Source organism: Paraburkholderia megapolitana, assembly GCF_007556815.1.
GTDB lineage: Bacteria > Pseudomonadota > Gammaproteobacteria > Burkholderiales > Burkholderiaceae > Paraburkholderia > Paraburkholderia megapolitana.
In genome coordinates this window covers 1-19,464 of sequence record NZ_CP041745.1, presented here as the reverse complement: position 1 = coordinate 19,464, position 19,464 = coordinate 1, and the positions used below count along the sequence as shown (strand labels likewise).

The 19,464-nt window shown below is 58.5% G+C and carries 13 protein-coding genes; 4 read left to right on the top strand and 9 right to left on the bottom strand.

All coding sequences use genetic code 11. From position 1 onward, the window contains the following. Position 1: 1 nt before the first annotated feature. The gene (locus FNZ07_RS13430; protein ID WP_170275765.1) at positions 2 to 1,114 is read right to left on the bottom strand and encodes a nucleoid-associated protein; all 1,113 of its coding nucleotides are present in this window, start codon (positions 1,112 to 1,114) and stop codon (positions 2 to 4) included. Between the two features lie 699 nt (positions 1,115 to 1,813). Here FNZ07_RS13430 and FNZ07_RS13420 point away from each other — a divergent pair. The 4 genes from FNZ07_RS13420 (at position 1,814) to FNZ07_RS13405 (ending at position 8,927) form a co-directional block, all read left to right on the top strand. Beyond that, complete coding sequence (locus tag FNZ07_RS13420) at positions 1,814 to 3,430, top strand: type I restriction-modification system subunit M (protein ID WP_091019203.1); 1,617 nt, start codon at positions 1,814 to 1,816, stop codon at positions 3,428 to 3,430. Next, positions 3,427 to 4,701, top strand: coding sequence for a restriction endonuclease subunit S (locus tag FNZ07_RS13415; protein WP_091019201.1), 1,275 nt, complete (start codon positions 3,427 to 3,429; stop codon positions 4,699 to 4,701). Before FNZ07_RS13420 ends, FNZ07_RS13415 begins: the two co-directional genes overlap by 4 nt. 231 nt (positions 4,702 to 4,932) lie before the next feature. Then, on the top strand, positions 4,933 to 8,214 hold the full coding sequence (locus tag FNZ07_RS13410) for a type I restriction endonuclease subunit R (protein ID WP_091019199.1): 3,282 nt from the start codon (positions 4,933 to 4,935) through the stop codon (positions 8,212 to 8,214). Positions 8,215 to 8,216: 2 nt separating this feature from the next. Continuing rightward, positions 8,217 to 8,927, top strand: coding sequence for a M48 family metallopeptidase (locus FNZ07_RS13405; RefSeq protein ID WP_091019196.1), 711 nt, complete (start codon positions 8,217 to 8,219; stop codon positions 8,925 to 8,927). Between the two features lie 8 nt (positions 8,928 to 8,935). On the opposite strand, the gene FNZ07_RS13400 is transcribed toward FNZ07_RS13405, so the two are convergent. The 8 genes from FNZ07_RS13400 to dnaA form a co-directional block, all read right to left on the bottom strand. Then, complete coding sequence (locus tag FNZ07_RS13400) at positions 8,936 to 9,346, bottom strand: tyrosine-type recombinase/integrase (protein WP_245811728.1); 411 nt, start codon at positions 9,344 to 9,346, stop codon at positions 8,936 to 8,938. A 33-nt stretch (positions 9,347 to 9,379) separates the two neighbouring features. Continuing rightward, positions 9,380 to 10,507, bottom strand: a complete 1,128-nt coding sequence (locus FNZ07_RS13395) for a J domain-containing protein (protein WP_091020686.1) — start codon at positions 10,505 to 10,507, stop codon at positions 9,380 to 9,382. Between the two features lie 245 nt (positions 10,508 to 10,752). Continuing rightward, positions 10,753 to 12,363, bottom strand: coding sequence for an IS66 family transposase (gene tnpC / locus FNZ07_RS13390; RefSeq protein WP_091020683.1), 1,611 nt, complete (start codon positions 12,361 to 12,363; stop codon positions 10,753 to 10,755). A 92-nt stretch (positions 12,364 to 12,455) separates the two neighbouring features. Further along, positions 12,456 to 12,809: an IS66 family insertion sequence element accessory protein TnpB gene (tnpB, locus tag FNZ07_RS13385; RefSeq protein ID WP_170275755.1), complete on the bottom strand. Its 354-nt coding sequence runs from the start codon at positions 12,807 to 12,809 to the stop codon at positions 12,456 to 12,458. Continuing rightward, a complete protein-coding gene (gene tnpA, locus FNZ07_RS13380) occupies positions 12,809 to 13,273 on the bottom strand; it encodes an IS66-like element accessory protein TnpA (RefSeq protein ID WP_091020679.1) in 465 nt (154 codons plus the stop codon). The genes tnpB and tnpA overlap by 1 nt, the downstream gene beginning before the upstream one ends. 605 nt (positions 13,274 to 13,878) lie before the next feature. Beyond that, positions 13,879 to 16,350: a DNA topoisomerase (ATP-hydrolyzing) subunit B gene (gyrB, locus tag FNZ07_RS13370; protein WP_091016918.1), complete on the bottom strand. Its 2,472-nt coding sequence runs from the start codon at positions 16,348 to 16,350 to the stop codon at positions 13,879 to 13,881. 113 nt (positions 16,351 to 16,463) lie between these two features. After that, a complete protein-coding gene (dnaN, locus tag FNZ07_RS13360; RefSeq protein ID WP_091016921.1) occupies positions 16,464 to 17,567 on the bottom strand; it encodes a DNA polymerase III subunit beta in 1,104 nt (367 codons plus the stop codon). Between the two features lie 304 nt (positions 17,568 to 17,871). Then, positions 17,872 to 19,464, bottom strand: coding sequence for a chromosomal replication initiator protein DnaA (gene dnaA, locus FNZ07_RS13355; RefSeq protein WP_091016923.1), 1,593 nt, complete (start codon positions 19,462 to 19,464; stop codon positions 17,872 to 17,874).

The following is a 19,464-nucleotide window of genomic DNA, read 5'->3' as shown; positions in this document are numbered from 1 at the left end:
GTCAGCCATCGTTCAACGTTTGTTGCAGGCGGCCCATCATCTCGTTCGACAGATTCTGAATGGTCAGCGCGCGATTGTCCTCGTCAAAGAACAGCTCAGCGTTGCGGTCCGTGCCCAGCATCCCTCTATCAAATTTCAGCGTGAGACGAGCTCCTTCCAGAACAACCTTCGTATGCTTTCGCAGCACGGTCTCGCTGACAAGAAAACCGTCAGGCACCTTGAATCGGTCGCCGTTCAAGGTCTGAGTCATTTCACGCACAAGATGGGCATGTTCCGGGCGGACCACCCGGTCCATTACATCCTGCAGCGCATCCATTGTCACAAGTCGTTGAGCATCTGCTTCCTGTCGCAGGAACGCGCTTAACGCGTCTTTTGCGTTGCGCAGATACGGGTTGAGTTCCTCGTTCTCGCGAAAAAATGCGTCGACAGCCTTGTACAGACGCGTTGTCGCTTTAGTTGACGAAACTCCGACTTCGCAGCCCAGAGCGTTAATGAAATACGCAGAGGAGCCGCGGTCCGCGCGCTTGGCGACGAACGACAGATATGTGACGTCTGCTTGCTCTTCGCCTTCATCGTCATGCTGCTCTGCCTGCAGTTCGATGGTCTGTCGGAACTCGCCCACTCGAATCTGAGCAGCCTGATGCAGCTTCGACATATCGATTTCGACGATGTTGATTGGCACTAGGTTATCGTCAAGCTGCAAACCACTTCTTTGCTTAATCATTGCGACGATGACACGAGTGTTACCCGCATCATCATCGTATGTGGCACAAAGGATGTGTCCACCTGTAGACGCTTGCTGCGCTTCCGCAGTCCGCGAAATTTCATCAACGGCGAGGTGCGAAAGTGCAAGGAAGCCCTCAACGCTGCTCACGTCATCGATGTAGCCCGCAAACCGGCCGGGGAACGGACCTTCTCGCCCATTGTTCCCAAAGCGCCCCCAGACTTGGCTGCTTTCCTTTTTTCCGAGCAGTGTGACCATGCCTTGTACCAGTGAGAAGACTGAGGGCAGTGTGTTGTCCAGCAGACGGTCCTTCTTGTCGACGTGAGCAACGGGCTCGCCCGCTTCTTTGGTGAACCCGTGGATAACACTGTGGCGTATCTGAATTGGCATGTTGGTCTCGGAAACTCGAGGTCGTTGCCGACATGCGTTGTGCATGCACACCCGGCCGGCCCTCATTCTGGTTTTGAGTAGGCGATTCGCAGGAGCAAAGCGCTTGCGCCCCTGAAGCCCGCCGTAGTCTATCCCAGCACTGCCAACAAGTCGGCACCTTTTGCCGTCGCACCTGTGCCGTGTACTACCTACCGATCCCTAGTTTCAATGGATGACGCCAAACAACTGTATATTTATACAGTATTGATGAGCCTATTTCAATCGTTAGTCCGAACGGGTCATCGCTCACCAAAAAAAGTCTGCGCGGCTGAGGAAAAGCTACACCTGAGGTGGCTGAGCTCTGAAAAGCCCCCCGGACGCGAGCGCATAGCCCGGACGTGGGCAGGAGATGGCCGACCTGCATACCTTGCTGGCCTTTCAGGCTGGCAAGCGGCATCATACGGCCTTGGCTGAAACCCTTGATCGTGTCGCTTGGCAACCGGGCTTTCACGGCGTACGGACTCAATCTTGGGCGTTGTTTCAAGACGCGCGCCGGCGCGGCTACGCCGGACCACTACCGCAGCTCTTCTAGCTCCAGAAGACCAGTCATGGGGAGCGACTGGCGTTAGCTCCATAAGGGAGTCCATCCGATGGTTTGGATAGAACTGCGGCGAAACTGACGACTCTGCGTTAACCGTTGTGTATTGAGTGAAACCTCCGATGAGCAATCAACTATCCCTCGAAGTGCTCGAAAGCTGGCTTTGGGAATCCGCCAACATTCTGCGCGGTTCCATCGACTCGTCCGACTTCAAGAACTACATCTTCGGCCTGCTGTTTCTCAAGCGGTTTAACGACGTATTCGAAGAACGCGTGAGCCGTTTGACGCAAAATGAGGGGTTGAGTGGCCTAGAGGCCGAAGAGGAAATCGAAGAAAAGTGGGGCAGATTACCCACCACTGCCCGCTGGCCGATGCTGATTTCGCAAACCGAAAATATCGGCGAAGCACTGGATAAAGCGTTCGCCACCATCGAAGCCAACAATCCCGAACTGCAGCACGTGCTGACCGCCACCCAGTATGGTGACAAGCGCGTGCTCTCCGATGCCACCCTGCAGCGGCTGCTGCGCCACTTCAACCAGTACAAGCTGGGCAATGTCGACCTGTACAAGGCCGACATGCTGGGCGATGCCTACGAATATCTCATCAAGCAGTTTGCCGACGATGCCGGCAAGAAGGGGGGCGAGTTCTACACTCCCAAGGCGGTAGTGCAACTGGTGGTCGAACTCATCGACCCGCGACCGGGCCACGCGGTGTACGACCCCACCTGCGGCAGCGGTGGCATGCTGGTTGAAAGTGCGCACCATGTGGCCAAACTACCTAATGGTACGCTGCTGGGGGACAAGCCGAACGTACTGCTGTTCGGCCAGGAAAAGAACCTTGGCACCTGGGCCATTGCCAAGCTGAACCTCTACCTGCACAACATGCGGGCCGAAATCGAGCGCGGCGATACACTGGTCGAACCGAAGCACCTCGATGGCGACTACCTCCGGACGTTCGACCGCGTGATTGCAAATCCACCGTTCTCGGCCAAATCGTGGTGGTCCCCGCTGGAACTGGCGGCCGAGGCTGAGCAGGACGGCGACAAAAAACCCAAGGCCCCAAATTATAAGCAGGTCAGCGACCCTTACGGTCGCTTCGCGTATGGCATCCCACCTCGCAGTTACGCCGACCTCGCCTTCGCCCAGCACATGCTGTCGAGCCTGAAGGCTGACGGTCGCATGGGTATCATTCTGCCGAATGGCGTGCTGTTTCGTAGCGGCGAAGAAGGCAAGATTCGCGAAGGGCTCCTTTTCGGCACAGACGCCTCGTCCGGCGACCAGCCGGGCGACCTGATTGAAGCGGTCATCGGCCTGCCCTCGGCTCTGTTCTACAACACCGGCATCCCGGCCTGCGTGCTGATACTGAACAAACAGAAACCGGTGGCGCTCAAGAACCGCGTCATCATCATCGACGCCAGCCGCGACTACCTTGAAGGTAAAGCGCAGAACAGCTTGCGTCCTAAGGACATCACGCGCGTCGTCGATACCCACAAAGCTGCGTTCGAGCAGCAGACGGAGGTGGACAACTACTGCCGGTTGGTGACGCTGGATGAAATCAGCGGCAACGACGGCAACCTCAACATTGCGCGCTACATCGACAACGGCGAGACCGAAGAAACGGTCGATGTGGCTGCCACTTTGACGCAACTAAGCGAGTTGACTGATGAAGAAGCCGAGATTGATAAGCGACTGAACGGCTATCTGGCGGAGTTAGGGCTGCTTGAGGCCGAATCGAAATGAGTCAAAAGCAGACAGAACAAGTGGCCGAGACGGAGCTGGTCGTACCGGCTGGCTGGCAATCCGGCGAACTCTTGAGCTTCCTCGAACTTCAAAGGGGCGTAGACCTTCCTGTACAAGAACGTCGCCATGGCGACGTCCGGATATTCGGTTCCAATGGATTGTTAGGCTTTCATGATAGAAGCGTAGTCGGTGGTCCAGGAGTGATTACTGGGCGCTCGGGAACGATTGGGAAATTGTTCTACACAGAGGACGAGTATTGGCCGCTCAACACCTCATTGTATGTAAAAGGCTTCAAGGGAAACCTGCCGAAGTATGTCTACTACAAGCTGAGCGAAATCCGTCTTGAAAAATTTTCGACGGGAACTGGCGTACCAACCCTAAACAGAAACGTCGTACACAAATATGTGGTGACATTTCCGCCGCTCCTCGAACAAGAGAAAATCGCCGCCATCCTCACGGCGGTAGAGAATAAGCTGGACGTGATTGCCCGCCAAATTGAAGCGACCCAGACACTCAAGGGTGGCCTGATGCAAACCCTTTTCAGCCGAGGTGTAGGAAGCCAGGACGCGAATGGTCACTGGCGGCCGCATACCGAGTTCAAAGATAGTGAACTGGGGGAGATTCCGGTGGGGTGGCGTACCGACAAGCTCCATTCTCATGTCACCAAGGTTGGTAGCGGAGTGACTCCAAGGGGGGGCAGTGACGCCTATCTCAGTAGTGGCATTCCACTGATTCGGAGCCAAAACGTGCTCATTGGCCAGCTATCACTTGCTGATGTTGCATACATCAGCACTGAGCAGCACGAAAAGATGCGCAACTCGGCACTAATGCCGTGCGACGTGTTGTTGAACATCACCGGCGCATCTATTGGGCGTTGCGCTATCCTTCCTGCTAATTTTGGCGAGGGCAACGTCAATCAGCATGTCTGCATCATTCGACCTTTACCCAGCTTCAACCCGAATTTCCTTTGTCATTACTTGAATTCGAACGCTGGTCAAAATCAAGTTAATAAATTTCAGGCCGGTGGCAATAGGGAGGGACTAAATTACCAGCAGATTCGCAGCTTTGATTTGCCAGTACCTCCGGCAATCGAACAAAACAAGATTTCCGGAATTCTGGATACCGTGAATAGCAAGTTACGAGTCCTTGGAATTAAGCAGAACCATTACCAAAGCCTCAAACGTGGCCTGATGCAAAAGCTGCTGACCGGCGAATGGCGGGTCAAGGTCGACGCAGTTGTACTCGATGCTGAACCGGAGACGACCTCATGAATTTTGGCGACTAGGGCACGCTGAATGACAAACCCGATGTCCAAGGTACTAGCTGCCAGTAGCGACATTGCCAAGCCAACCGCAACGGCATGGCTGGGGTAGCTGGCTACAGGTTATCAACCGATTGAGTCTGTTCGAAATTCGCAAACAGGTCAATCAAGAATTCGGCTGCAATGAGGTCCGGTAAAGCAGCCGGCCGAAGGAAACAGCGATGCAATTAGAGCGGCATTCATGAGCCAGTCCTCCGAAAAAGCAGGGGTCGAAATCCCGGCCATTGAATCACTGGTCAAGCTGGGTTACACCCACCAGCCCGGCAATGACGTGCACGTGGAGCACCGGCACCTCGCTCCCTTGCTCGATTACATTCTGCGACCCCGACTGCTGGCACTGAACCCTTGGCTGGTTGTCGCCCCCGGCGGACTAGACGCTGCTCTGATTGAATTACGCAAGCGGGTGAACGACGACCTGCTACCGGCGAACAAGTCCTTCTCGGAGCAGGTGGTGCATCGCGCCGACGTCCAAGTGAAGGATGCCGAGGGCAAGCTGCACAGCGTACGCTTTTTCGATGCAACCACGCCCGCCAATAACGACTTCCATGTTGTTGACCAGTACGTCGGCAAGAATGCCGACGGTGACCTGTTCCGTCCTGACCTGCTGCTGTTCGTGAACGGCCTGCCACTAGCCATCATTGAGTGCAAAGCCAGTCACCACCGGCTCGATGAAGCACTGGCGCAGCTGGATGGCTACCAGGCCAGTTTTCCGGCCCAGTTCGTTTACAACCAGGTCTGCGTGGGCTTGAACCGCCGCGAGGGCCTGTATGGGGCCATCCTGACCAAGCCAGCTTTCTATGCGCGATACCGGTTGCAGGAAACAGAACTGGCGACGGTGGCCGCCCTACTGGGCGACGACCCTAGCGAACAAGACCATCTGCTGTGGGCGCTATTTGAGCCAAGCCGATTTCTAGAATTCATCACCCACTTCGTCCTGTTCGAGACCCGCGACGGCAAGACTGTGAAGAAGTTGCCGCGTTATCAGCAGTGGCGCGCAGTGCGCAAAACCATAGCCCGCCTCACCGCCCCGAAGCCCATTGGTGGCGTGGTATGGCATACCCAAGGCAGTGGCAAATCATTGACCATGGCGCTGTTGGCGCGGATGCTTCGTGCCGACAGCAGCGGTCTGAACAACCCGACCGTGCTGGTGCTAACCGACCGTAAAGACCTCGACAAGCAAATCTTCGATACCTTCCACGCGGTGGGCATCAAGGCAAAGCAGGCCGTGTCAGTTGACGGTTTAGTCAAGCTGCTGAGCAATGATTACGGCGCCGTGTTCACGAGTACCGTGCAGAAGTTTCAAGAGAGCGAGCGACCGGACGCCGCCGACGCCACACCGGATGAAGAAGACGACCTTTTGCGAGCAGCCCGGCACAGACGGGTGCGCGAGGGTAAGGACTTCTTCATGGTCGAAGAGCGCAATGTCCACTTAGGTCAGTATGACGCCGACGGGGTATTGTTCGAGGCGAAGTGGGAAGAGGTCAGCCGCGAGAAGGTCAATTTTCGGGTACTCAGTGCCAAACCGAATTTTTATGTTCTGGTCGACGAAGCTCACCGTAGTCAGTACGACTTCCTAGCCGCCTTCATGCGCGCCAGTCTGCCCAACGCGAAGTTCATCGCCTTTACCGGCACCCCATTGCTGAACGACGACAAGCAAACGCTCGCCGAGTTCGGTGGCGATACCTACATAGACGAATACCGGCTGCACGAGGCCGTCGCTGATGGCGCGACCCTGCCCATCAAGTACCAGGACGCATGGGTGGCGCTGTCGGCCGACGCAAAGCTTGATCAAGCCTTCAAAGACCAGTTCGCGAGTGAGGGTGAAGCCAAGCAGCAAGTGCTGAAGAAAGAACTACTGTCACGTTGGCGACAGGCCGGCGACCGCATGGAACAGGTAGCGGCGCATCTAGTTGAACACTTCCTCACCAACGTGCAGGCTAAGAAGCTCAAAGCGATGCTTGTCTGCGACGGCCGTGACATGGCCGTGCGCTACAAGGATTTGCTCGATGGGCTCATGCAAGAGCGCCAGGCGAAGGGCCTGCCCACGTTCGAAAACCGGGTGGTTATCTCCTTGGCCAGTGCCACGGCATCCCGTACCGGAGCGTCGGAGCAGCAAGAGGCGGCTGAAAAGAACGTCGCGAAGGGCCACATCCAGACCATCGAAGAACGTGTCCGCGCCGAACTGAAGGCTGGAAAAGAGCCTGTCACCCTGCCGTCCGAACAGATTGGCGGTTTCGTCAGCAAGCTGTTTCCATTGCCGTATGGTGATGAAGCCAAGGGGCGGGACGATCAGCCTCATGCCAATAACGTGGGCCTCATCATCGTCTCGGACATGCTGCTGACTGGTTGGGACGCACCCATCGTTGGCACCATGTACCTTGACAAGCCGCTGAAGGAACACACGCTGCTGCAGGCGATTGCACGGGTGAATCGCACCATGGCCGGCAAAAACGCCGGTTACATCGTGGACTACCACGGCGTCGTCCAACATCTCGACCACGCCCTGAAGATTTACGGCGGCGAAGTGCGGCCAGCGCAGGTCTGGGAAAGCGTCGAAAGCGAGCTACCCAAACTGCAAAGCACGCTCGAGCGTATACTCAAACTGCTGCCTAGGAAGCACGACCCGGTATCCCAGCGAGAGGACTACAAGGACGACGCTGAGCGCTTCCTTGACCCGGCCACGCGACTGGACGCGGTGGAAGACTTCCTGGAACTGGTAAAACAGTTCAATCGCAGCGTCGACATCATTCTGCCTGATGTGCGGGGGGTACCGTTCAAGCCTTACTTCACCCTCTTTGCAGAAATCCGACTTATGCTGCGCGACAAGTTACCTGGCAGCACCTACCGCGAGCGCATCACCAAACTGGAATCGGCTCTGCTGCAGCAACTGCTCGATGAGTACATAGCTGCCAGCCCGGCCAAAAGCCTTCTGGGGCGCGACGTGTCGATTCTGAATGCCAGCGATATGGCGCGGCTGAAAAAGTTGGCCAACCCCGGCAGTCAAGCCTTGGTGATGAAGAACCAACTCAAGCACACCATCGTCACCGGCCGGGACAAAGACCCAGCCTTCTTCGACAAGCTGGCCGAAGAGCTGGAGAGGCTGCTGGAAGAAGAGAAGGCTGGCCGTATCAGCCAAGCGCAATTTCTGGAACAGCTTGAGTTGTTTGGGCAGCGCGTCAAGGACAAAGACAACACCGGTTTCGAACACCCCGCTCATTCAGCCGTCTACCACTACCTGGCTGCCTTACTGACCGAAGACACCGCCAGGGTGGCCACCACCAAGCTGTTTGAGGACGCTGACCTTTGCCGCACCATGGCGGCGACCAACTGGAAGCAGATGCACGACCTGCACCCGGAAATTCGCGACCTGTTGCGCAAGCTGCTGATGCCGTTGGCTGGATGGGAACGCTCGGTGACCCGTGACCATGCCGCCCGTATCCTGGACATCCTGCTGAAGAACTGACCATGCCAATTCTGCAGTACGGCCAGACCGCCATTGAATGGCGATTTCAGCCCGATGCCAAGCTCAAGCGGCACTATGTGACCGTGGAGCGAGGACGGCCGGTATTGCTGCGCGGGCCGCAGGTGAGAAGGGCTGAACAGGAAGCCTTGGTGCTCTGTCGTGCCCGTTGGATACGCGATAAACTGAAGTTAGTCAATCAGCCGCTGCGCAATGAGGCCATCGTTACCGGCAGCCGTCTTCGTTACTCCGGTCGGACGTATTTCACCGAGGTCCGCCACGCACCGGGCATCACGCGACCTCGCCTAACTTTTACTGCGTCTCGCTTTATCGTCGAGCATCCAGATGGCTCGAGCATTCTGCCCGAGGCGATTGCTCCCCTGTTGGAGGGCTTCTACCGGGAGCGTGCGCAAGAAAAACTGCTCCAGCGCGTTCGTCACTGGGAACGGCAAACCGGATTGAAATCCAGTGGGGCGCGCATCCGTCACTTCGAGAGCCGTTGGGCCAGTTGCAATAGCCACAATGTGCTTGAGTTCCACCCAAGAGTGATGGAGCTGGCAACCACCGTGCAGGACTACGTCATCGTCCACGAGCTTTGCCATACGGTTGAAAAGAATCATACAAAGGAGTTCTGGGCCTTGGTAGCTCAACATTCTCCGGATTGGCGGCGGCCGCATGCAACGCTTGGACAAGCTGCATTCGGAGACGCTATATGAATATTCCACTACCATGGCTTTGCGCTCGTCCGCGCAAGCAGCCATCCCACCGCATCGCGCGCAACTCGATAGGCCGCTAAAACAGATATGGGCCGCTTGCCGAGCCACGCGAAGATATCGTTCTCGATCCGCGCAATGACCTTGTCCTTGTGAGACTTGGCCTTGTCGGTCATCATTCGCGCGAACCACTCGCGGGCGACATCCTCAAAAGTGTTGGCGACCCTCTCGAGCATCGCCGCCTTGACCGCTTTCTTGTGCGCGCTCGGGTCGACGTCGTCGGCCACCAGTTTGCGCGCATCGTCGCGCTTGGTCCGCGCATCCTTCAGGCTGACGTCGGGATACCGACCAAACGAGAGCCGCTTTTTTCCATCGAAGCAGTACTTCCACCGCCACAGCTTCGTAAGCGCGAATTTCGACACACTTGAGATTCTCGGCTCGAACCTCGAAGTCGCTCAGAACGGCATTTCGTCGAAGTGAAGCGTTGCGTGCTGACGTTTGACACTCTTCAGCCAGCTCTTGAGTGTCCTGATCTCTTCGAACACCAGCAGGTCTTGTTTCAGGTCGCGTACGCTTTGCTGAATTCCTGCGATGTCACCGGCGAGATTGCGTACGACGGTGTCAGGAGAGATGTCGATGAATGGTGGAATTCCATAGGCGTGCCTGAATCGCGCTTCGACATGCAGGATTTCCTGATCCAGTTCGCCGAGTTGCTCCTTCAGGATCACTTTATAGTGCTTCAGCCGGTCTTCGCTGATATTGTTGATCGCGCTCTGATCGATGTGTTCAAGTTCGAGCTGCAATTCCAGCAGTTGCAGCAGATTGTTGTTGCCATAAGCCTGGTTGGCCCGCTGCATCAGCGCGGTCTTGCGCTGGCGCTCGTGGGGATCCGGTTCACGATCGGGATGAAGGGCACTGGCAAGTTTGCGATAGACCTCGCGGATGGACTGGCTTAGCTGCTCCTGCTCCTGCTCCTGCCGCGCCTGCGCGGCGAGCTGCCTGGCCGACTTTTTCCGTTTGGCACGGCGCTCCTCTCGCGCCTGATTTTCGGCAGCTTCCCGCGCCTGTTGCTCTTCCATTTTCGCGTGCGCGCGCTGCAACAGATCTTCCGGTGAGCTCATGTCGATATCGTCGCCCAGCTCCGCACCGAGCATCGCCTCCAGCGCAGACTTCATGTCCTCAAGTTCGGCCGCCGCTTCGCTGTCGAAGTCGGATTGACTATGCCGGTTGTAAATGGCCTTCAGTTGCGCATCGTCCTGCTCTTCGATCAGATCGCCCGCCAGGCCGGTAATCAGCACCGAGATCGTGCGGCGTTCGGATTTCGTCAATCCTTTCTGGTCGAAGGCCTGCTCAAGGCAATGAACCATCTTTACCTGCAAATCCGTGCAGATCTTCTCGAGTGGAAGGAACTCGTCGGTATATTTTTTCTGGAAGACTGGCCCGACCACCTCCCACGCACCGAGATGGTGACGCCGCTTTTCAATCTGCCGGATGAGTGCGTTGAATGCCTTCTGGCCTTTCGACAGGCTGGTCTTGTTGTGGGCCGGGGCGATGCTCACGGACCTGCGGTTCGTCCTGGTCATGGGATGGTTTTCTCCGATTACTGCGCGAAGCGACGCAAGGCGATATTTTAACCAGGCTCCCGGACCTGCTCCCACTGCAGACAAACCCACACACCGTCGCGCTATTACGCGCCGACATCTGCGACGCGAGCGGCGATGATGACTTCACAGGGGTAAGCGTGGACGCACCGCGAAGTTGTCGCAACGACGACGCCCGAAGCATGCAGGGGGCACGCGCAGGGTCTTGAGCAGTGCACTTTCCTGTATCAGGGCGTGTTCGTCGAATCCTGCGGCTTCGCGTCCCGCAGGGGTTTCTGTGGGTTGAAGTTGAACGGCAAGAGATCGCTGACGTCCGCGTCGGGAGCACGCTGCGGCAATTCGGTCAGCACATGCAGCAGGTACGCGTATGGCTCGACGCCGCAGGCGCGGCACGTCAACATCAGGCTGTACACCATCGCGCTTGCTTTCGCGCCAGCAACCGTGTCAGCGAACAGCCATGCAGACCTGCCTGTACAGAATGGTCTGATGTCACGCTCGATAACATTATTGTCAACGGGGGCACGCCCGTCGCTCACGTAGCGACAGAGATACATCCACTGGTTGCGTGTGTATGAGATCGCCTTGCCCAGCAGGCTTTCTGGCAGAACCTGCGGCGCCTGTTCGTCCAGCCACTTTCTGAACGCTTCGAGTAGCGGCACGCTGTGCTGCTGGCGCAGCCGGTAAGTGTAGTCAACGCGCGTCTCGCCTTCGGGCAGATCGGCTTTGGCCAGCGCCTCGACCTGATACAGCGCCTTGAAGTATTCCAGTGCCTGCGCGGCACGGCCGCCGGGTTTCTTCATGCCCTTGAGCGCGTCGACGAAGGCCCGACGGGCGTGAGCCAGGCAGCCGAAGTGCGTCGGGCCTTCGAGCGTGCGCCAGGCGGCGTATCCGTCCGTCATCAGCAGGCCTTCATAGCCGTCGAGGAACGCTTGAGGATATTCCTGCCTCCGCCCCGGCTGGTAGTCGAACAGCACGACTGGCTGCGCACTGTCTTCGGCACTGCGGTAGACCCACATATACGATGTGCTCTGTGCGGCCTTGCCGGGCTCCTTGAGCACCTGCACCGTTGTCTCGTCGCCATGGATCAATGGCTGCGACAGCAGCGTCCTGCGCAGTGCGTCGTACAGCCGGCGGTAATGCAGCTCTGCGGGCCGGATGATCCAGTTCGCCAGCGTGCCGCGTCCGACTTCGATGTCCGCACGCGCGAGCGCGTGAGCCATCCGGTACAGCGGCGTACCATCGACGTACTTGCCTGCGGTGACGGTGGCGATCATCGCCGCACTGGCATTGCTGCCCGGTAACGGCTGCGCGGGCATCGATGCGGTGATCACCGGCGTACGCTCAGCATGGCGTTCGCAGTGACGGCACGCGTACTTGAAGCGCACGTGCTGCAGCACGGACGCTTTCACCTCGATATGCAACTGTTCGCTGACCTCTTCGCCCATGCGGTGAAGTGCGTGTGCGCAGCACGGGCAGACCTTCTGGTCTTCGGGCAGGTCGTATTCGATGCGCTGACGTGGCAGGTGCGCCGGCAGCGGTTTGCGTCCGGGCCTGTTTCGTGCCGGCCCGGGTACATCTGGCAGGCCAGTATCGGGCAGCGCGACCGTGTCATCGGCATCGCCGGCGTCATCGTCGTCCGTGGCGGCAATCTGTTCGGCTTCGTCGAAGACGCGATCCCCGAGCTTCTCGCTGCTCGGCGCGAAGCGCTTGCTCTGCGCCAGGCGGAACTGCTCCTCCAGCTGGGCAACCCGTTCGCCCAGCTGCCGGTTGCGTGTCTCGAGTTCACGGATATAGGCCTGAGCGGCCGGCGGCAATCGGGAGAAATCGTCTTCGTTCATGCTCCCAGGATAGCGAAGGACTGCGTGCGATGGGTTTACGGGAATTTGTAACCGTTCACCTGCCCGTTGTTTTACCGGGAACGCCCCGGCGTTCAACTCGCGTGGCGGTACCGCCGTGATGGATGGCGGCGCACTGCGTCGACGTCAATGCCCTCAAGGAGCCAATGTAGTTGTTCGGTCGTCAACTCGATCACCGCCTGTGGCCGGCGTGGCCAGACGAAGTGGTCCTGCTCAAGGCGCCGCAGCATCAGCCAGAAGCCGGTGCGCTCGTAGAACAGCAACTTGACCCGGTTGCGCCTGCGATTGTGGAAGGCAAACACGGCACGCGCAAACGGGTCGAGTTGCATGGACTGCTCGACCAGTGCCACCAGGCTGTTGATGCCGGCCCGGAAGTCGATCGGCTCACGATGCAGGAAGACCTTCAGGTCCGCCTCGAACCGGAACATCAGCACGCTCCCAGTGCGGCAATCATCGCGCTCACGAGAGCGGCATCGTGTCCTGAACATTCGAGCTCAAGCTTCACGCCGTTGGGCAATCTGGCCGACAGTCGCGCACCCTGCGTCGCCGGTGACGACAGGTCAGCGCGATCCAGTTCAGGCGTGGGCCGCGCAACAGGTGCCGTCGCCGGGACCGGCGCCGCGTCATCGATCGCGACGACCGGCACGAAAGCCGGGAATCCGACCGCGGAGTTGACTCTCGCGCAGGCAGTTTGCTGTTCGCGCAGCCGAACCCATTTGCGCAACTGGTTGGCGTTCACCCCAGCCTTCAGCGCGAGGCCAGACAGCGATGCACCTGGCTGCAGGCAGGCGTCGACCAGTCGCCGCTTGCCTGCCGGGTCGAAACTGCGCTTGCCGCCGACACCAACACGTGTCACCCGCAAGGGCAAAAAGGTCAGGTCATTCTCGGTCATGGATTGCGTCCGCAAATTTGGGGTTGCGGACGCAATCGTGGACCTTCTCAGGCACGGAAGCTAGGTGGGCGAAAACTCGCGCTTACACAGCTTCGACCCGCCAGCGGTAACCTCGAGATGCAGTCCGCCGGCGTCCCGTAAGCGGAGAGTTTTTCCGGTTGGCCGGGCGTTCCTGATGGCAACGTCTGTGAGGGGCATGGGGATACCCTGTGTTGGAAGCAGAAGCCGACGCCCCTTATCCTGCCCCGAAGGACCTCAAGATTTCACCAGACGTAGCTGGACAACCGTGGACGTAAAAAAGGCCGGAAGCCTTATGGGGTAAGGACTTTCCGACCTTCGCTGGACTTAACCAGACTTTAATTTGGTGAGAGGAGGAGGCTCGAACTCCAGACCTTCGTACCGCGAACCCTACCAAGCCATTCGTGATTTTTAACCCTTGCGAGTCTGAAAACTGAGCTTCGCCAAAGACACGTCGTATAGCCTATGTGTGCTGGAACGGTGGTCACTTCCCGTCTAGGTAGGTCAGTCGCATTAACTCTGTCCCACAGTCGCAAAACTGTGGCGCCAGTCGCACATACTCTGGCGCCCTACGACAAACAGAACCCTCAAACATCAATATTCCCCGCCCTAAGCGCATTAGACTCAATAAACGCCCTTCTCGGCTCCACATCATCCCCCATAAGCGTAGTAAAAATCCCATCCGCAGCGATAGCATCCTCAATCTGCACCCGCAGCAACCGCCTAACCGTCGGATCCATCGTAGTTTCCCAGAGCTGTCCAGGATTCATCTCCCCGAGCCCTTTGTACCGCTGCAACGAGACGTTACGCTCAGCATCGGCGATGAGCCACTTCATAGCGCTCTTGAAGTTATTAACCGCCATACTCCGCTCACCGCGCCGAATAACAGCCCCGACCCCGATCAAGCCTTTGAAAGTATCGGCAGTAGTAACCAACTGCTGATAATCCGCAGTCAACTGAAAATCCTGATCGATAACGGAGACCTTCAGGTTCCCATGATGCTTCCGCTCCACCCGCAGCGACCGCTGTTCCCGCACAGCGTCATACATCGCATGCACGAACACCTCGGGCTTCAAAGGATCGTCCCGCAGATGAGCCTCAAGCACCTTAGCCGAAGCCTCAGTTGAAGCCTCATCGGTGAAATCGATCACAACACCATCCATGACCGCTTCCATGGCCTGCGCGTCGTAAAGCCGGCTCAACCGGTTAACGACAGCCTGAGCAAGCAGATAAGACCGCGCCAGCTCACCAAGCGCATCGCCAGCAATAGGCGTCGCATTCTCAGTAGGAACAAGATCGGACCCCTGCAGCGCGAGCTTCAACATATGCGCATTCCGCTCCGACTCATCCTTAAGATACCGCTCATCCTTACCCGCCTTGATCTTGTACAGCGGCGGTTGCGCGATATAAACAAACCCACGCTCGATCATGTCCGGCATCTGCCGATAGAAGAACGTAAGCAGCAGCGTACGGATGTGCGCACCGTCCACGTCCGCGTCGGTCATGATGATGATGCGGTGATAGCGCAGCTTGTCGAGGTTGTAATCGTCCTTGCCGATCCCGCAACCCAGCGCGGTAATCAGCGTAACGATCTGTTCCGACGAAAGCAGCTTGTCGTAGCGCGCCTTTTCGACGTTCAGCACCTTGCCGCGCAACGGCAGGATGGCCTGAAACTTCCGGTCACGCCCCTGCTTGGCGGAGCCGCCAGCCGAGTCACCCTCGACGATATAAATCTCCGACTTCGCCGGATCTTTCTCCTGGCAATCGGCAAGCTTGCCCGGCAAACCAACGCCGTCCAGCACGCCCTTGCGTCGCGTCATCTCGCGCGCCTTGCGCGCAGCGTCGCGTGCACGCGCGGCATCGACGATCTTGCCGCAGATAATCTTCGCGTCGAGCGGCGTCTCAAGCAGAAATTCTTCAAGCGCCTTAGCGACCACGTCCTCAACCGGCGCACGCACTTCCGACGAAACAAGCTTGTCCTTCGTCTGCGCGCTGAACTTCGGCTCCGGCACCTTGACGGACAGCACGCACGACAGCCCTTCGCGCATGTCATCGCCGGACGTTTCGACCTTCGCTTTCTTCGCGACTTCGTGATCGGCGATGTACTTGTTCAGCACGCGCGTCATCGCCGCGCGCAAACCGGTCAAGTGAGTGCCGCCATCGCGCTGCGGAATATTGTTCGTGAAGCACAAAACGCTTTCGTTGTAGCTGTCGTTCCACTGCATCGCTACTTCGACGCCCACGCCGTCTTTCTCGCCGCTCACGTGGAAGATGGTCGGGTGCAGTACGGCCTTGGTCTTGTTGATGTACTCGACAAAGCCCTTCACGCCGCCGACAAACGCGAAGTCTTCTTCCTTGCCCGAGCGCTGGTCGGTCAAACGAATCCGCACACCGTTATTCAGGAACGACAGTTCGCGAATGCGCTTCGCCAGAATGTCGTAGTGATACTCGACATTGCCGAAGATCGTATCGTCGGCGAGAAAATGCACTTCGGTGCCGCGGTTTTCGGTGTCACCCACCACCAGCATCGGCGATACGCGTTCACCATCCACTTCTTCGACAATGCGGTTCTGCGGCACGCCACGATGGAATTCCATGAAGTGCTTCTTGCCATCGCGGCGCACCGTGAGGCGCAGCCACGCCGACAGTCCGTTCACGCACGAGACGCCCACGCCGTGCAGCCCGCCGGACACCTTGTAGCTGTTCTGGTCGAACTTGCCGCCGGCGTGCAGCTCGGTCATCACGATTTCAGCGGCACTGCGCTTCGGATCGTGCTTGTCATCCATCTTCAGGCCGGTCGGCACGCCACGGCCGTTGTCCGTGACGGAGATCGAGTTATCCGCGTGGATGATGACCTGGATGTCGTTGCAGTGACCCGCTAGCGCTTCGTCGATCGAGTTGTCCAGCACTTCGAATACGAGGTGATGCAGACCGGTGCCATCCGATGTATCGCCGATGTACATCCCGGGTCGCTTCCGGACGGCCTCCAGACCTTCGAGGATCTGAATGGAAGAGGCGCCGTAGCTGTTATCGGGTTGCGAATTGTTCGTTTCAGTCATGGATTTTTTCCGGTTCTGCGTTGCTGCCTGGTTGCTGCTTCAGGACTTTCAAAACACCATAAAAACGCCAAAGGGGCACTGCGCCCCTTGGTGTGTTCTTATTGTCGGTTGCGTCAGATGCGCATCGGCATCACTACGTACTTGAATTCCTCGTTCTCGGGAATCGTGATCAGCGCGCTGGAACTCGCGTCGCCGAGGCTGACCTGCAGCATGTCGACCTTCAGGTTCGCGAGCACGTCGAGCAGATACGTGACGTTGAAGCCGATATCGATGGTGTCGCCCTGGTAGGCGATTTCCAGTTCTTCCTGCGCCTCTTCCTGATCGGCGTTGGTGGACATGATCTTCAACTGGCCCGGCTCGATGATGCAGCGCACGCCCTTGAACTTGTCCGACGTCAGAATCGCCGCGCGTTGCAGCGAGCGTTGCAGTTCTTCGCGGCCAATCACGAACGTGTTCTTGTGCGACTTCGGAATCACGCGCTGGAAGTCGGGGAACTTGCCTTCCACCAGTTTCGAAACCAGTTCGACCTGGCCGAACGTGAACTTCGCCTGGGTCGACGCGATTTCGATTTTCAGCGTGTCGTCGATATCTTCGAGCAGGCGTTGCAGCTCAAGAATCGTCTTGCGCGGAACGATCACTTCCTGGCGGGCAAAGGAACCCTCGATTTTCATCGACGAGTACGCAAGCCGGTGTCCGTCGGTTGCGACGGCCATCAGCTGGTCGCCATCGACCACGAGCAACATGCCGTTCAGGTAGTAACGGATGTCCTGCTGCGCCATCGCGAAATGGACCATACCGAGCAACTGACGGAACGTCTTTTGCGGAACCGACAGGTTGGCGCCGAAATCTTTGGCTTGCGCGACGGTCGGGAATTCGTCCGCGGCGAGCGTCTGCAGCGCGAAGCGGCTCTTGCCCGACTGCACCGTGAGGCGCTTGTCGGTCAGCGTCAGGCTGACCTGGCCTTCAGGCATCGCACGCAGGATGTCGAGCAGCTTGCGCGCAGCCACCGTAGTCGCCACCGACTCTCCACCTACGCCGAAATCGGCGCGCGTGGTGATCTGCAGTTCGAGGTCCGTCGACAGGAACGACACATTGGAATCGCTCTTGGTGATCAGCAGGTTGGCGAGGATCGGCAACGTGTGGCGGCGTTCGACGATGCCGCTCACGGTTTGCAGCGGCCTGAGGAGGTTATCGCGTTCGGTCTTGACCAGTTGCATAGAGTTCCTTCGTTGATATAACGGCCTGCGCGCCCCGCCCGGCTCACCACCGCGCGCCGGCGGCCCCCTGCCGGTGCCGCCGCGCCCAGCCGGACATGGCCTGAAAACCCGCCTGCGCCCGCCGGGCGGTTAAACCTGTATTGTGCCTGAAAACGAAACCGCTTCCCTAAAATGGGGACGTTCCGCGAAATAAACAGGGCCGTTTTGCCGCGCCAGTCTCAGTCCTCTTTCGGACCGCCTGAATTGGCCTCGCGCCCTTCGTTTTTTCGCCTCACGATTCCCCGCTCAAACCGCACACGCCCACTCAGCCCTTCAACGTCTGCTCGAGCACGTGCAGTTCATGATTCAACTGTGCATCCTTGCTACGTTCGTCGGCAATCTTGCGCACCGCGTGGAGCACGGTGGTGTGATCGCGCCCGCCAAACAGCTCGCCGATTTCCGGCAGGCTCTTCTGCGTCAGTTCTTTGGCCAGATACATCGCGATCTGCCGCGGCCGCGCGATATTCGCCGGTCGCTTCTTCGAATACATGTCCGCGACCTTGATGTTGTAGAAGTCGGCAGCGGTCTTCTGGATGTTCTCCACCGAGATCTGCCGGTTCTGCACGGTCAGCAGGTCTTTCAGCGCTTCCTTGGTCAGTTCGATCGAAATCTCGCGGCCATGGAATTTCGAATACGCGAGGATCTTGCGCAGCGCGCCTTCGAGTTCGCGGACGTTCGAGCGCAGGTGCTTGGCGACGAAGAACGCGACGTCCTCGTTGAGGCTCACATCTTCCGATTGCGCCTTGCGCATCAGGATCGCGACGCGCATTTCCAGCTCGGGCGGCTCGATCGCCACGGTCAGGCCGGAGTCGAAGCGTGAAATCAGCCGGTCGTCGATCCCCGAAATTTCCTTCGGGTACGTATCGCTCGTGATGATGACCTGCGCCTTGTTCGCGACCAGTGCCTCGAACGCGTAGAAGAACTCTTCCTGCGTACGCGATTTGCCGGAGAAGAACTGGATATCGTCGATGAGCAGCAGGTCGAGCGAGTGGTAATAACGCTTGAAGTCGTCGAACGCCTTGCGCTGGTACGCCTTCACCACGTCCGACACATATTGTTCCGCGTGGATGTAACGGATCCGGGCACCGGCCTTGTCCATCAGCAACTGGTTGCCGATCGCGTGGATCAGGTGAGTCTTGCCGAGGCCGACGCCGCCATACAGAAACAGCGGGTTGTACGACACGCCGGGGTTGTCGGCGACCTGGATCGCCGCGGCGCGCGCGAGCTGGTTCGCCTTGCCGGTGACGAAGTTATCGAACGTGAGCACCGGATTCAGCTTGGAGCGCTCGTACATCGGGTCGCTGTCGCCGTTGCCGGCCGGTCCTGAGCCGGGACGCCACGTGCGGCGCGCCGCTGCGGCTTCGTTTGCGTCGAGGCTGGGCAGATCGAGATCGGCGGCATCGTCGCTGTGCTGGCCGGCCGTATGACCGCCATTCGATCCATGCGCCGAGCCATTGCCAAAGCGTGCCGCATGAGCGGCCTGCACCGCACCGACCGCGGCGCCGACGGCCGCGACGCCGCCTGCGTTGCTCTGGTTGCCAGTAGAAGAGGATGTTTGCTGCCGTGCCGCCATCGGCACGGGCGCAGGCGCCACGGACAAACGCGACCCGGCCTTCGGATCGAGAACGAACTGGACATCGACCGGTGCCTGCCAGAAATCGCGGGCAAGATCGGTGATCCGGCCGGAAAACTGGCTCTTGACCCAGTCGAGCTTGAAGCGGTTCGGCGCGGCGATGCTCAGGGTATGCGCATCGGCGTCGAAGGCGACCGGGGCCAACGGTTTGATCCACGTCACGTACTGCTGGGGCGTCAATTCGCGCTCCAGCAATGCGGAACAGTGTTGCCAGAATTCGTTCAT